Consider the following 12,566-nt stretch of genomic DNA (forward strand, 5'->3'; position numbering starts at 1 on the left):
CGTTAATGAACGAAGCGGGCCACCACGTCGCGATAGGATCGGCTGACCTTCACCTGCGCGCCCGAGTTGAGCACCAGGAAGCATTCGCCATTGGTATGTGGCTTCACCTGACGGACGAGGTCGAGATTGACGATGGTCGAGCGGTGGACGCGCTGGAAGCGGCGCGGATCGAGCCGCTTCTCAAGGTCCTTCATCGTCTCGCGCAGGATCAGCGTGTTGTCGCCGGTCTGGATGCACATGTAATCGCCGGCGGCGTCGATCCGCTCGATCGTGTCGACATCGACCCGGAAGATCTGCCCCTGGTCCTTGATGTTGATCATCTTCTCGAAGCGGCCGGGGGCCGGATCGGCCGGAGCCCCGTCGGTCAGTTCCTCTGCGGCTTCGGGCGCATGTTCGGCAAGCGCCTCGGCCAGCCGCTCGGCATGGCTCGCGGCATTGCGCTCGGACAGGCGCTGGCGGACCCGCTCCATGGTCGTCGCGAGCCGGTCCTCGAGCACCGGCTTTTCGAGATAGTCGACCGCCTGCACCTCGAAGGCGCGAAGCGCATGCTCCGAATAGGCCGTGACGAAGACGAACAGCGGCGGCTCGACGTCCATCAGGCCCTGGATCACCGAGAAGCCGTCGAAGCCGGGCATCTGGATGTCGAGGAAGACAAGGTCGGGCTTGTGGGTCTTGATCGCCCGGATCGCCTCGCGGCCGTTGTTGGCCGTCGCGATCACCTCGACGTCGTCATGCGCCTCGAGCCGGAGCAGCAGTCCCTGGGTCGCCAGGGGTTCGTCATCGACCAGGATGGTGCGGATCGTCATGCAGGTCCTTCAATAATTCGTGCCGCTCCTCAGCCCGTCAGCGGTCGGGCGTCGAGCGGAATCTCCACGGTAACGCTGAACCCCCCATGTTCGTTCTTGCCTGTCGCGAACCGGTGCCGCTCGCCATAGGCTTGCGCCAGACGGTCCCTTGTGTTCGCCAGACCGACGCCGGTCGACTGCGTCGCGACCAGTGCGTCCTGTCCCCCCGCTCCATTGTCGGCCACCTCGATCCGCACATAGTCGCCGTGCGGGATAGCCGTGATCCAGATGTCGGCGCCCGTTTCGCTCGGTGTCACCGCATATTTGATCGCATTCTCGATCAGCGGCTGGAGCAGCAGGCTCGGCAACCGCGCGCCGATCGTCTGCGCCTCGATCCGGAAATGCGGCCGCAGCCGATCCTCGAAGCGCATCTTCTCGATCTCGAGATAGAGCTTCAGCGTCTCCACCTCCTGCGCCAGCGTGACCTGCGCGGTCGGCTCGTTCGCCAGCGTGTAGCGAAGGAAGCTGCTCAGCCGCGCCAGCATCGCATTGGCGCGCTCGGTCTGCTTCAGCAGCACCAGGGTCGAGATGCTGTTCAGCGTGTTGAACAGGAAGTGCGGGTTGAGCTGATAGCGCAGCATCGCCAGTTGCGCGGTCGAGGCCTGGCTCTCGAGCCGTGCGCGCTGGTCGATCTCCTCCTCGAGGAGGAGGTAATAGTTGATTCCGTAATAGAGCGCCGACCAGGCCGCGAGCAGCGCGAAATTGAGCAGGATCGCGCCGAACCACTGCACCCCGACCGGGCTTGCCCCGGGTTTGACAAAGGTCGCATGGCTCCACGTCTCGATGATCGAGAAGGCCGCCGACGCGAGCACCACCGCGGCGAGGCTGAGGATGACGGTATAGAGCGCGCGCATCACGATCAGCCGGCGGTAGAGCGAGGCCAGCAGCAGCGTCAGCGAATAGCCCGTCGCGGTCAGCAGCAGGGTGTGGACCACGAACATCGCCGGGACCGCATTGGCGATCCCCGACAGGGTCCGGAGGATGAAATAGCCCGACCATCCGGCCGACTGAAGCACCCAGAACGCCCGGTTCTTGTCGGCGAAGAAGGGCGCGTCGAGCCCCACCGTGCGGGCGATCGGGCCCGAGCGCGGCGTCAGCGCACGGGGCCGCCGCCGGGGCCGGTCGGTCACAAGGGCGCTGTCGGTCGCCATGCCCGCCATATAGACCGCCCCCCTCGACATTGCGAGCGCTGCCCTTTGAACGCTTGTTCAGCGCGGGTTAGAGCGGCCGCGCCTTTAGGAGCTCCCATGACCCGTATCGCCCTCGCTTTCGCGTCCGCCCTCGCCCTTGCGGCGGCGACCGTTCCCGTTGCCGCCGTCGCTGCCGCCCCCGCAGTCGCGCCGGTCCTCGCCACCCGCGATGCGGTCGATCCGCACAGCTTCGCCCGGCCGCTCGAGGCCCGGGTCACCAACGTCGATCTCGACCTTGCCGTCGATTTCCAGGCGCAGGCGATTTGCGGCACCGCGACGCTAGACATCCAGCGACGCCCCAACACCCGCAGCATCGTTCTCGACAGCAAGGGCTATAAGGTCAGCCGGGTCACCGATGCCACGACCGGCCGCCAGCTGGCTTTCTCCTTCGGCAAGGGCAGCGAGGAGCTCGGCCGGCCGCTGACGATCGCGCTTGCGCCCGCCACTCGCCGGATCCGCATCGCCTATGTCGCCCGCGACGCCGAGGCGCTGCAGTGGCTGACCCCGGCGCAGACCGCCGGCAAGCGCTATCCCTTCCTGCTGAGCCAGGGCCAGTCGATCCTCAACCGGAGCTGGATCCCGACCCAGGATTCGCCGGGCATCCGCCAGACCTGGTCGGCCCGGGTCCGGGTTCCCGCGCCGCTCACCGCCGTGATGAGCGCGCCGCGCCTCGGCGGCCAGAACGTGACAGTTGAGTCCGCCGGCCCCAGGGGCGAACGGGTCTTCTCCTACCGCATGACCGAGCCGGTCGCGCCTTATCTGATCGCGATCGCGGTCGGTGACCTCCAGTTCCAGCCGCTCGGATCCCGCACCGGTGTGTGGGCCGAGCCCGCCACCCTTCCCGCCGCCGCGCGCGAGCTCGAAGACACCGAGAAGATGGTCGAGACCGCCGAGCGCCTGTTCGGCAAGTATCGCTGGGGCCGCTACGACATGATCGTGCTGCCGCCCTCCTTCCCGTTCGGCGGGATGGAGAATCCGACCCTCACCTTCCTGACCCCGACCTTCATCGCCGGGGACAAGAGCCTGGTCAGCCTCGTCGCGCACGAGCTTGCCCACAGCTGGTCGGGCAATCTCGCCACCAATGCCACCTGGGCCGACTTCTGGCTCAACGAGGGCACTACGACCTACGCCGAGCGGCGCATCGTCGAGCAGATCTATGGCCCGAAGGTCGCCCGCCAGCAGGTCGCGCTCGGGATCGACGCGCTCAACCAGGCGATTACCGACAATGGCGGGCCGACCGGCGCCGACACGCGGCTCGCGATCGACCTCAAGGGCCGGCACCCCGATATCGGCCTGACCGACATCGCCTATGAGAAGGGCGCCGCCTTCCTCCGGGTGATCGAGGCCAATGTCGGCCGCCAGCGCTTCGACACCTTCCTCCGCGGCTGGTTCGACCGCCACGCCTTCCAGCCGGTGACCAGTGCCATGTTCCTCGCCGACCTTCGCCGCGAGCTCGTCCGGGGCAATGCCGCCCTCGAACGCAAGCTGCAGCTCGACGCCTGGGTCTATGGCACCGGCATTCCGGCCAATGCGGTCGGCGCCGATCGCCAAGCCTTCGCGGCGGTCGATGGCGCGGTCGCGGCCTTCGCCCGTGGCGGAACCCCGCCCTCGGCCTGGAGCGGCTGGACCACCGACGAGCGGCTGCGCTTCCTCAACAAGCTCCCGCGCGCCCTCGACCGTGGCCGCCTCGACCAGCTCGAGCGCGCCTACCGTCTCGACGAGACCGGCAACAACGAGCTGCTGTTCGCCTGGCTGACGCTGGCGGTCGCCAATCGCTACGATCCGGCGATCCCGGCCCTCGAGCGCTTCCTCACCGGCCAGGGCCGCCGCAAGTTCGTCCGTCCGCTGCTGAAGAGCCTCGCCGAGGACGCCAGCTGGGGCCGCCCGATCGCCAAGCGCATCTACCCCAAGGCCCGCCCTCTTTATCACCCGCTGGTGACGCAGGAGCTCGACAAGCTCGGGCTGAACTAGGGGAACAGGGACTGGCGGAGCGGGAGGGATTCGAACCCTCGATACGGTTTTGCCGTATACTCACTTTCCAGGCGAGCGCCTTCGACCACTCGGCCACCGCTCCGCACGTCCCATCATGCCTGGACCGGCGCGCTCTTAGGGGCTGGCGGGCAAACGAACAACCCGCTTGGGCTTCGGCCGCCGGCTCGTTACACCGGCGGCAATGATGCGCGCCTTCGGCACAGCCCCGTCCCTTGCCGAGATCGAGGCGCTGGCCCGCGCCGCGCTCCGCCGCCTGCCCGAGCCCTTCGCCGCCACCGCCGCCGAGGTCATTCTCCGGGTCGAGGAATATGCCGAGGACGACGTGCTCGCAGACATGGGGATCGAGGACCCGTTCGACCTTACCGGCCTCTACGTCGGGCGCCCGCTGACCGAGCGCAGCATCGAGGAGAGCGGACGCTTCCCCGACCAGGTCTTCCTCTATCGCGCGCCGATCCTGCTCGAATGGATCGAGAGTGACGGCGAGACGCTCGAGCATCTCGTGACGCATGTCCTGATCCACGAGATCGGCCATCATTTCGGGCTGTCGGACGAGGACATGCACGCGCTCGAGGAACTGGCGGAAGGGGAATGAGCCTGCTCGCGCTCGACCATGTCGCCTGCTGGCGCGGCGGGCGGCTGCTGTTCGAAGGGCTCGACCTCAACCTCGGGCCGGGCGAGGCGGTGCTGGTCACCGGTCCCAACGGCACCGGCAAGTCGAGCTTGCTTCGGCTCTGCGCCGGGCTCCTGACCCCATTGTCGGGCAAGGTCCAGGCCGCACCGCTGGCACTTGCCGACGAGCGGCCCGCGCTCGATCCCGAGTTACCCCTCGCGAAGGCGCTCGCCTTCTGGGCCGCGCCTGATCGGCGTGTCGAGGAGGCGCTTGTCGCGACCGGGCTCGAGATGCTCGCCGACGTGCCCGTCCGCTTCCTCTCGACCGGTCAGCTTCGCCGCGCCGCGCTGGCGCGGGTCCACCTCTCCGCCGCTCCCCTTTGGCTTCTGGACGAGCCCGCCAACGGCCTCGACCAGGCCGCGGTCGAACGACTGGGGGCGATGATCATGCGTCACCTCGGCGAAGGCGGCGCGGTCCTCGCCGCCTCGCACCAGCCGCTCCCCGGTCCCGACTGGCGGCGGCTGGAGCTTCGCCCATGATGCTCCGCCTCATCCGCCGCGACCTTCGCCGCGCACTTGGCGGAAGCGCCCTGCTGCCGATCCTCTTCTTCCTGCTGGTCGCGGCCCTCGTCCCCTTTGCGGTCGGGCCCGACGCTCGGCTCCTCGCCCGGGTCGGCCCCGGTCTCCTGTGGGTCGCCGCGCTGACCGCGGCCCTGCTTCCGGTCGAGCGGCTGGTCGAACCCGACCGGGCGGCCGGAATGCTCGACCAGCTTGCCCTGAAGGGCCTGCGCATGGAGGAAGTCGCGCTCGCCAAGATGATCGCGCACTGGCTGAGCTTCGGCCCGCCCCTCCTCGTCGCCGCCATTCCCGGTTCGGTGCTGCTCGGCCTTCCCGCCGAGGCGCTCGGCCGCACCCTCGTCACCCTGGCGGTCGGGACCCCGGCGCTTGCTGCGCTCGCCGTCGCGGTCGCCAGCCTCACCGCCGGTCTTCGCCAGGCGTCGGCGCTCGGCGGGCTGCTGCTGCTCCCCCTCGCCATTCCCTTGCTGATCTTCGCCGCCTCGGCCGCGGGCGACCCGCGCGCGGGCGCGCTCCAGCTCGAGGCCGCGATCAGCCTGTTCCTGGTAGCCGGCGCGCCCTTCGTCGCGGGCGCCGCCCTGCGCGCGACAAGAAGCTAGTCGCGCACCCAGCGGGCGAAGAGCGCCGTCGGAAGCAGCAGCCCGCGCGCTTCCTCGCGCACCGCCATCTCGCCGACCTCGACCCGTCCGCCGAGATGCGCGAGCTTCTGCCGGAGCAATTCGCCGATGCTGAGCGCGCTCATCCGCACCGCGTAGACGGTAAGGACCAGGAAGCGGCTGTTCTCGTCGAGGAGCTTGCCGCAATCCTCGATGAGACCGCTCAACTGCTCCTCCAGTCGCCAGGTCTCGCCGGTCGGCCCGCGACCGAACTTGGGCGGATCGAGCAGGATGCCGTCGTAGCGGCGGCCGCGGCGGACCTCGCGCGCGGTGAACTTGGCGGCATCGTCGACGAGCCAGCGGATCGGCCGGTCGGCAAGGCCCGACAGTGCGGCATTTTCCTTGCCCTGCTCGACGCTCTTCTTGGACGCGTCGACATGGGTCAGCCGCGCGCCCGCCTCGCTCAGCAGGAGCGTCCCGACCCCGGTGTAGCCGAACAGGTTCATCACCTCGGCGCCATCGGCGCGGGCGCGCATCCAGTCCCATTGCGGCGCCATGTCGGGGAAGAAGCCGAGGTGCCGGAAGGGCGTCAGGCTGGCTTCGAACCGGACCCCGTCGCGGATGAGGTTCCAGCCGCCGGGAACCACCCGATGCTGGACCCAGCGGCCCCCGCCATCCTCGTCACTGCCGGGCACGAAGGTCGCGTCCGGATCCCAGTTGTCATGTGCCGGTGCCCACATCGCCTGCGGCTCGGGCCGGGCGACGGTAAAGCGACCATAGCGCTCGAGCTTGGCCCCGTTGCCGCTGTCGATCAGGCCCCAGTCGGCCCACGGCTCGGCGATGAGGACATCGAGCCCGCTCATGCCACTTTCGCCGCCGGAAGGCCGAGAGTCGCTTCGGCGGGCGCCTTGGCCAGCATCGCTGCGCCGGCCGCGCGGACGGCCGCAACGTCGAGCGCGTCGAGCTTCGCCTGCAATTCCTCGCGGCTGATCAGGCGGCCGTGGACCAGCCACTGGCGCGCGGCCTGCGCGGCCTGGCCCCACGGCGTCTCGAGGCTCATCGCCTGCCCTGCCCGGACCTGCGTCCGTGCCCGGTCGAGCTCGCGCTGGGTGAGGCCGTCCGCCGTCTCGCGCAGCACGTCGCCGATCAGGCCGCGCGCCGCCCGGCCCTGCTCCCGCGCGGTCGCCGCATGGACGTGCAGCAGCCCGACTTCGTCATGCGGGTGCAGGCCGGCGCTGACCGTGTAGGCGAGCCCCCGCTCCTCGCGGACGGCTTGGAAGAGCCGCGAGGAGGTCCCGCCGCCCGCGACGTCGGCGAACAGCCGCGCGGCAAGGAAATCCTCGGCCCTGATCCCCGGCGCCCGGTGGGCGAGGGTCAGCTGCGCCTGGTCGGCCTTGGCCCGCCCGCGGCGGCTCCGCGCGGTGAAGCGCGCCGTTTCGGCTTCGGGCCCGCGCCCGGCGGCAAGCCCGCCGAGATGCCGCTCGGCGAGCGCGACCAGCGCCTCATGCTCGACCGCGCCGGCCGCCGACAGCACCATCGCCTCGCCGCGATAATGACGGTCACGCCAGGCGATGAGGTCGTCGACGCCGATCCCGCGCACGCTCTCTTCGCTGCCGAGGATCGAACGCCCGAGCGGCTGGTCGGCGAAGGCCGCGCTCCATAATTGGTCGAAGATGATGTCCGAGGGCGTGTCCTCCGCCTCGGCCAGTTCCTGCAGCACCACCTCGGCTTCGCGGCCGAGTTCGGCCTCCTCGAAATGCGGGCGCGAGACGAGGTCGCCGAGCAGCTCGACCGCGAGCGGCACATGCTCGCCGAGGACCGCCGCGGTGAAGCTTGTCTGGTCGCGCTCGGTGCAGGCGTTGAGTTCGCCGCCGACGTCCTCGATCGCTTCGCTCAGCGCCCGCGCCGAACGGCCGCCGGCGCCCTTGAACACCATATGCTCGAACAGGTGCGCGAGACCATTAGTCCGCTCGTCCTCGTGGCGCGAGCCGACGTCGGCGAACAGGGCGACGCTGGCGGTCTCGAGCCCTGGCATCGGTCGGCTGATCACCGTCAGGCCGTTCGGCAGGTGCGTGATCTGGCTCATGCCTTCTTCCACCGGTTGCGCAGCGCCAGCGCGTAGATGACGAGCGCGATCGCCGCGAAGGCGAACCATTGCACCATGTAGCTCCGATGATTGTTCGGGATGTCGGCAAGATCGGGCCCGGGATTGGCGGCGAGCCCAGCGAGCGGCGGATCGGCGACCACCATCACCCCGCCCGGCCGGTGATCGAACAATTGCCGCAGCAGGGAACGGCTGTCGGGCGCCGGCGCGAGATAGCCGCGGACCGGACCGCCGTTCCACGTCGTGGCGCCCGTTGGCCGGCGCTGGGTCCCGAGCTGGACCGCGATCCGCGTCGCAAGGCCCGCCGCGGTGCAGTCGGCGATGACCCGGAAGCCATATTTCCCCGCGCCCGCGATCCGGGTCGGCGACACAGCGGCGCAGGCGACCGTAACCGGGCGCAGGAGATTGGCCGCCAGGTCGCTGTCTGCGCCGAGCGGGAGCGGCGGCGCCGCGACATTCTGCTGGAAGCGCGCGAGCAGGGCTTCCTTCTCGACCGCGCGGTCGCGCTGCCAGAGGCCGAGCCCGATCATTACCGCCACCGCCGCGAGGACGACGAGTGTCGCAAGGATCGGAACGCGCCTCACTTGACCAACCGCCCTTCGTGCGCGGCGTTGCGATATTCGGCGCCGAGCAGCCATGCCTTGGCCAGCCGAAGCCCGCCGAGCGTCAGGCCGATCCCGATCGGAAGCCAGACGAGATGGACCCACCAGGCCGGCTCATAGGCCGAATCCACCATCAGCGCGGCAACCACGAGGATTGCGCCGACGATGAGGATGAGGAAGGCCGCCGGCCCGTCGCCGACGTTGAACTGGGAGAAATCGAGACCGCATACCTCGCAGCGGTCACGCAAACGAACAGGGCCGGCGAACAGCCGGCCCTTTTCGCAAGCGGGGCAGGTCCCGGCGAGCCACTGGCCCGCCGGTCCCGCGATGCTCATCAGCCGTGCCACTCGGCGCCCCAGCCGCCCCACAGGTAGATGGAGACGAACAGGAACAGCCACACGACGTCGACGAAGTGCCAGTACCAGGCGGCCGCCTCGAAGCCGAAATGCTTCTGCGGGGTGAAGTCGCCGCGGCGGGCCCGGATGTAGCAGACGATCAGGAAGATGGTCCCGATCAGGACGTGCGCGCCGTGGAAACCGGTCGCCATCATGAAGGTCGAGCCGTAGACGTTGCCGCCGCTGGTGGTGGTGAAGCCGAACGGCGCGTGGGCATATTCATAAGCCTGGATCGCGCTGAACACCGCCCCGAGGATGATGGTCAGCAGCAGCCCGGTCTCGAGGCCCTTGCGATCGTTGTTGATCAGGCTGTGATGCGCCCAGGTCACGGTCGTGCCCGAGCAGAGCAGGATCATCGTGTTCAAGAGCGGGAAACCGAGCGGATTGATGACCGGCTGGTCCTTCGGCGGCCACACGCCACCGATCGCGTCGACCGCGCTCGGGAACAGGGCATTGTCGAAGAAGGCCCAGAACCAGGCGAGGAAGAACATCACTTCCGAGGCGATGAACAGGATCATCCCGTAGCGCAGGTGAAGCTGCACGATCGGCGTGTGATCGCCGGCCTTGCTCTCCGAGACGACGTCGCGCCACCAGCTGAACATGGTCAGCAAGACGCCGAGCAGACCCGCCAGCAGGACGAACTTGCCGAACGGATTGTCATGCATCGTCAACACGCCGCCCGCGGTCAGCGCGAGGCCCGAAAAGGCCCCGATCAGCGGCCAGAGGCTCGGCGGGAGGATGTGGTAGGGATGGTTGCGCGTCGCGGCCATGGGTCCTCGAAAAGCTCGAATTCGTGAAAGTGCGCCCGCGCTCTAGCGAGCCTCGGCGCGCTTTTCCACCGGATAAAAGGTGTAGGAGAGCGTGATCTCCTCGATCCCGCTGGTCGCGGGGTCGGAACGGATCTTGGGATCGACGAAGAAGACCACCGGCATCTGCACTTTCTGGCCCGGCTTCAACGTCTGCTCGGTGAAGCAGAAGCATTCGAGCTTGCTGAAATATTGGCCGGCGTTGGCGGGGGTGACGTTGAAGGTCGCGGTGCCCGTCGTCTCGCGCGCGGTGAGGTTCTTGGCGGTGTAGTAGGTCACGATCCGCTCGCCAGGCACGACCCGGACCTTGTGCGTCTCGGGCTTGAATTCCCACGGCAGCGCCGAATTGACGTTGGCGTCGAACCGCACCCCGACCGGCGCGAGCGCGTCCTGCCTGCCGGGTGCGGCAGCAGCCCGCATCGGGGTCCCGCCGAAGCCCGTCACCTGGCAGAACATCCGGTAGAGCGGCACGCTGGCATAGGCGAGGCCGACCATGAACAGCACGAACAGGACGGCGCGCCCGGCGACGATCCGATTGCGCCGCGCAAGATCCGCCGCCGCGGTGGTCACCGGTTCACCGTCATCTTTGCGATGCTGATCAGGAAGGTCAGCGCGATGAAGGCGAAGAGCAGCATCGCGGTGACCCGGGCCGCCTTGCGCTGGCGCGCGCGCACCACTTCATCTTCCGGCAGGCTCACAGGAACCGATCCACGACCAGCACTCCGAACAGGGCAAAGAGATAGAGAATCGAGAATTTGAACAGCTTCTTCTCGGGCGCCATTTCGGCCGGCTCGGTCGCCTTGTTGCGTAGAACGGCGAGGCTCAGCACCACGAATACCGCGCTCAGCACCGCGGCCGTCACGCCGTAGATCGCGCCGGTCAGGCCGAGCGGCCAGGGCGCCACCGCGACCGCCGCCATCGGCACCGTGTAGAGCGCGATCTGCTTGCGGGTATGCTCGGCCCCGGCGACCACCGGCAGCATCGGCACGCCGGCCGCCGCATAGTCCGAGCGGACGAACAGCGACAGCGCCCAGAAGTGCGGCGGAGTCCACAGGAAGATAAGGCTGAACAGCAGCACCGGGAGAAGCTCGATCCGGCCCGTCGCCGCGACCCAGCCGATCAGCGGCGGAAAGGCCCCGGCGGCGCCGCCGATAACGATGTTCTGCGGAGTCCGGCGCTTCAGCCAGGCGGTGTAGATGACCGCATAGAAGAAGATCGAGAAAGCGAGGATCGCCGCCGCGAGATGGTTGGCGGCAAGGTCCATCAGCACCACGCTGCCGATGCTCAGCCCGACCGCGAACTGGAGCGCGGTCTGCGGGTTGAGGCGGCCCCCCGGAAGGGGACGCTTGGCGGTCCGCTTCATCGCCGCGTCGAGGTCGGCCTCATACCACATGTTGAGCGCGCCCGCCCCGCCCGCGCCGAGCGCGATGCAGAGGATGGCGGTGAAGGCGAGCACCGGATGCATCGACCCGGGCGCCGCGAGCAGCCCGCATAGGCCGGTGAACACGACCAGGGTCATGACTCGCGGCTTGGTCAGCGCGAACAGGTCACGCCAGTCGGCCGGAAGCTCGGACAGGGGAACGGCGGTGCTCATGAGTGCGCGCCATATAGGCAGCTTTGAGCGCGAGGCAAAGCTCGGTTACATCGCCGTCATGTTGACCCGATTCGTGCGTGCAATCAGCATCTTGGCCCTGGCCCTGTCGCCCGTCCCCGCGCTTGCCCAGCAGGCGGCCCCGGCCCCCGCCGAGGCGGCGCCGACCGCCGACCTCGTCCAGGTCGCACTCGACACCGAAAAGGGCCGGATCCTGCTCGAACTCGACCGCGGCAAGGCTCCGGCGACCACCGCCAACTTCCTCCGCTACGTCGATTCGAAGCGGTTTGATGGAATCAGCTTCTACCGCGCCATGCCTTACGGCTCGGACAATGGCCTGATCCAGGGCGGCATCACGAAGAATGCCAACCTCCTCTATCCGCCGGTGAAGCACGAGCCGCCGAGCCAGACCGGCCTCAAGCACCAGGCCGGGTCGATCATGATGGCCAACCTCGGCCCGGGCACCGCCCGCAGCGACTTCTTCATCACCGTCGGCCCGATCCCGACCTTCGGCGACGACTTCGCGCTGTTCGGCCGGGTGGTCGAGGGCATGGACGTGGTGAAGGCGATCTTCGCGGCGCCGACCGACCCCGAAAAGGGCATCGGCGCGATGAAGGGGCAGATGCTCTCGCCGGCGATCGCCATCCGCACCGCCCGGCGCGTCACACCCTAGGCGTCAGCGCCGGACTGGCGGTTCGCCTGGCGGGCAGGGCTCGCCCTCCTCGCACGCCGCGCGAATCGCCCCGTCGACCGTCACCACCGCGGGCACCGGCTCGGGCGGCGGAGTCGCGGCCGTGAAGGCGAAGGACAGGAAGGTGACCAGGGCCGCGAGCCCGAAGATGACGAAGCGCATGCGCGGCGGCGGCGGTTCGACTTCGATGTCATAGGCGCGCGGCTGCGGCCGCTGGCGATAGGGATTGCGGCGCGGGGCGGTCCCGGTCTGCGTGCTGTAGGAGCGGCTCGGTCGCGGCGCCGCCTGTGGCTGCGCTCCGGCTCGCTGCCGGTCATAGGCCGCGCGCTCGTCCGGGTCCTTGAGGCAGGCATAGGCTTCGTTGATCGACTTGGCCTGCGCAGCGGCATCGTCCGACCGGTTCACGTCGGGATGATAGCGCCGCATCAGCTTCCGGTAGGCCAGCCGGATCGCCGCATCGTCGGCGCCGCAGTCGACCCCGAGGATCGCATAATAGTCGCCGGAAGCTTCCATCCGGCCCAAGGATAGCGCCCGGTCTCCCACCGGCAAGCTCTCTTAACCACGCCCGT

General features: G+C 68.8%; 16 protein-coding genes and 1 tRNA gene. 5 read left to right on the top strand and 12 right to left on the bottom strand.

Going from position 1 to position 12,566, the window contains the following annotated elements; all coding sequences use genetic code 11:
- Nucleotides 1-2 precede the first annotated feature (2 nt).
- Nucleotides 3-806 carry a LytR/AlgR family response regulator transcription factor gene (locus tag AC4GYU_RS02335; protein ID WP_491085297.1) on the bottom strand — a complete coding sequence of 268 codons (804 nt, stop codon included), beginning with the start codon at nt 804-806 and terminating at the stop codon, nt 3-5.
- A gap of 29 nt (nt 807-835) precedes the next feature.
- Nucleotides 836-2,026 carry a sensor histidine kinase gene (locus tag AC4GYU_RS02340; RefSeq protein ID WP_491085298.1) on the bottom strand — a complete coding sequence of 397 codons (1,191 nt, stop codon included), beginning with the start codon at nt 2,024-2,026 and terminating at the stop codon, nt 836-838.
- 66 nt (nt 2,027-2,092) lie between these two features.
- Between AC4GYU_RS02340 and AC4GYU_RS02345 the strand changes: the two genes are divergently transcribed.
- Nucleotides 2,093-4,006, top strand: coding sequence for a M1 family metallopeptidase (locus tag AC4GYU_RS02345; RefSeq protein WP_491085299.1), 1,914 nt, complete (start codon nt 2,093-2,095; stop codon nt 4,004-4,006).
- 12 nt (nt 4,007-4,018) lie between these two features.
- On the opposite strand, the gene AC4GYU_RS02350 is transcribed toward AC4GYU_RS02345, so the two are convergent.
- Nucleotides 4,019-4,109: transfer RNA gene (locus tag AC4GYU_RS02350), tRNA-Ser, on the bottom strand.
- A gap of 99 nt (nt 4,110-4,208) precedes the next feature.
- Between AC4GYU_RS02350 and AC4GYU_RS02355 the strand changes: the two genes are divergently transcribed.
- Genes AC4GYU_RS02355 through AC4GYU_RS02365 form a run of 3 tightly spaced genes read left to right on the top strand, consistent with a single transcriptional unit; the run spans nt 4,209 to nt 5,811 of the window.
- A complete protein-coding gene (locus AC4GYU_RS02355; protein ID WP_491085300.1) occupies nt 4,209-4,619 on the top strand; it encodes a metallopeptidase family protein in 411 nt (136 codons plus the stop codon).
- A complete protein-coding gene (gene ccmA / locus AC4GYU_RS02360) occupies nt 4,616-5,176 on the top strand; it encodes a heme ABC exporter ATP-binding protein CcmA (RefSeq protein WP_491085301.1) in 561 nt (186 codons plus the stop codon). Before AC4GYU_RS02355 ends, ccmA begins: the two co-directional genes overlap by 4 nt.
- The gene (locus AC4GYU_RS02365) at nt 5,173-5,811 is read left to right on the top strand and encodes a heme exporter protein CcmB (RefSeq protein WP_491085302.1); all 639 of its coding nucleotides are present in this window, start codon (nt 5,173-5,175) and stop codon (nt 5,809-5,811) included. Before ccmA ends, AC4GYU_RS02365 begins: the two co-directional genes overlap by 4 nt.
- On the opposite strand, the gene AC4GYU_RS02370 is transcribed toward AC4GYU_RS02365, so the two are convergent.
- Genes AC4GYU_RS02370 through AC4GYU_RS02405 form a run of 8 tightly spaced genes read right to left on the bottom strand, consistent with a single transcriptional unit; the run spans nt 5,808 to nt 11,309 of the window.
- The gene (locus AC4GYU_RS02370) at nt 5,808-6,671 is read right to left on the bottom strand and encodes a class I SAM-dependent methyltransferase (protein WP_491085303.1); all 864 of its coding nucleotides are present in this window, start codon (nt 6,669-6,671) and stop codon (nt 5,808-5,810) included. The genes AC4GYU_RS02365 and AC4GYU_RS02370 overlap by 4 nt on opposite strands.
- Nucleotides 6,668-7,894: a M16 family metallopeptidase gene (locus AC4GYU_RS02375; protein ID WP_491085304.1), complete on the bottom strand. Its 1,227-nt coding sequence runs from the start codon at nt 7,892-7,894 to the stop codon at nt 6,668-6,670. The genes AC4GYU_RS02370 and AC4GYU_RS02375 overlap by 4 nt, the downstream gene beginning before the upstream one ends.
- Nucleotides 7,891-8,496, bottom strand: coding sequence for an SURF1 family protein (locus AC4GYU_RS02380; RefSeq protein WP_491085305.1), 606 nt, complete (start codon nt 8,494-8,496; stop codon nt 7,891-7,893). Before AC4GYU_RS02380 ends, AC4GYU_RS02375 begins: the two co-directional genes overlap by 4 nt.
- Nucleotides 8,493-8,849: a DUF983 domain-containing protein gene (locus AC4GYU_RS02385; protein ID WP_491085306.1), complete on the bottom strand. Its 357-nt coding sequence runs from the start codon at nt 8,847-8,849 to the stop codon at nt 8,493-8,495. Before AC4GYU_RS02385 ends, AC4GYU_RS02380 begins: the two co-directional genes overlap by 4 nt.
- Complete coding sequence (locus AC4GYU_RS02390; RefSeq protein WP_491085307.1) at nt 8,849-9,679, bottom strand: cytochrome c oxidase subunit 3; 831 nt, start codon at nt 9,677-9,679, stop codon at nt 8,849-8,851. The genes AC4GYU_RS02385 and AC4GYU_RS02390 overlap by 1 nt, the downstream gene beginning before the upstream one ends.
- Before the next feature lie 42 nt (nt 9,680-9,721).
- Nucleotides 9,722-10,285 (bottom strand): cytochrome c oxidase assembly protein, encoded by a 564-nt coding sequence (locus tag AC4GYU_RS02395; protein WP_491085308.1) that lies wholly within the window; start codon nt 10,283-10,285, stop codon nt 9,722-9,724.
- Nucleotides 10,282-10,413, bottom strand: a complete 132-nt coding sequence (locus tag AC4GYU_RS02400) for a hypothetical protein (protein WP_491085309.1) — start codon at nt 10,411-10,413, stop codon at nt 10,282-10,284. The genes AC4GYU_RS02395 and AC4GYU_RS02400 overlap by 4 nt, the downstream gene beginning before the upstream one ends.
- On the bottom strand, nt 10,410-11,309 hold the full coding sequence (locus tag AC4GYU_RS02405; RefSeq protein ID WP_491085310.1) for a heme o synthase: 900 nt from the start codon (nt 11,307-11,309) through the stop codon (nt 10,410-10,412). The genes AC4GYU_RS02400 and AC4GYU_RS02405 overlap by 4 nt, the downstream gene beginning before the upstream one ends.
- Before the next feature lie 58 nt (nt 11,310-11,367).
- Here AC4GYU_RS02405 and AC4GYU_RS02410 point away from each other — a divergent pair, with 58 nt between their 5' ends.
- Nucleotides 11,368-11,979, top strand: a complete 612-nt coding sequence (locus tag AC4GYU_RS02410; RefSeq protein ID WP_491085311.1) for a peptidylprolyl isomerase — start codon at nt 11,368-11,370, stop codon at nt 11,977-11,979.
- 3 nt (nt 11,980-11,982) lie between these two features.
- On the opposite strand, the gene AC4GYU_RS02415 is transcribed toward AC4GYU_RS02410, so the two are convergent.
- Nucleotides 11,983-12,510, bottom strand: a complete 528-nt coding sequence (locus tag AC4GYU_RS02415) for a DnaJ domain-containing protein (RefSeq protein WP_491085312.1) — start codon at nt 12,508-12,510, stop codon at nt 11,983-11,985.
- Between the last annotated feature and the right edge of the window lie 56 nt (nt 12,511-12,566).

The organism is Sphingomonas sp. SP2, from assembly GCF_058313385.1.

Coding starts and splice junctions, on each gene's coding strand:
- AC4GYU_RS02390 (WP_491085307.1), bottom strand. CDS start 9,679: ATGGCCGCGACGCGCAACCATCCCTACCACATCCTCCCGCCGAGCCTC.
- AC4GYU_RS02345 (WP_491085299.1), top strand. CDS start 2,093: ATGACCCGTATCGCCCTCGCTTTCGCGTCCGCCCTCGCCCTTGCGGCG.
- AC4GYU_RS02365 (WP_491085302.1), top strand. CDS start 5,173: ATGATGCTCCGCCTCATCCGCCGCGACCTTCGCCGCGCACTTGGCGGA.
- AC4GYU_RS02410 (WP_491085311.1), top strand. CDS start 11,368: ATGTTGACCCGATTCGTGCGTGCAATCAGCATCTTGGCCCTGGCCCTG.
- AC4GYU_RS02340 (WP_491085298.1), bottom strand. CDS start 2,026: ATGTCGAGGGGGGCGGTCTATATGGCGGGCATGGCGACCGACAGCGCC.
- AC4GYU_RS02355 (WP_491085300.1), top strand. CDS start 4,209: ATGATGCGCGCCTTCGGCACAGCCCCGTCCCTTGCCGAGATCGAGGCG.
- AC4GYU_RS02415 (WP_491085312.1), bottom strand. CDS start 12,510: ATGGAAGCTTCCGGCGACTATTATGCGATCCTCGGGGTCGACTGCGGC.
- AC4GYU_RS02385 (WP_491085306.1), bottom strand. CDS start 8,849: ATGAGCATCGCGGGACCGGCGGGCCAGTGGCTCGCCGGGACCTGCCCC.
- ccmA (WP_491085301.1), top strand. CDS start 4,616: ATGAGCCTGCTCGCGCTCGACCATGTCGCCTGCTGGCGCGGCGGGCGG.
- AC4GYU_RS02405 (WP_491085310.1), bottom strand. CDS start 11,309: ATGAGCACCGCCGTTCCCCTGTCCGAGCTTCCGGCCGACTGGCGTGAC.
- AC4GYU_RS02375 (WP_491085304.1), bottom strand. CDS start 7,894: ATGAGCCAGATCACGCACCTGCCGAACGGCCTGACGGTGATCAGCCGA.
- AC4GYU_RS02370 (WP_491085303.1), bottom strand. CDS start 6,671: ATGAGCGGGCTCGATGTCCTCATCGCCGAGCCGTGGGCCGACTGGGGC.
- AC4GYU_RS02335 (WP_491085297.1), bottom strand. CDS start 806: ATGACGATCCGCACCATCCTGGTCGATGACGAACCCCTGGCGACCCAG.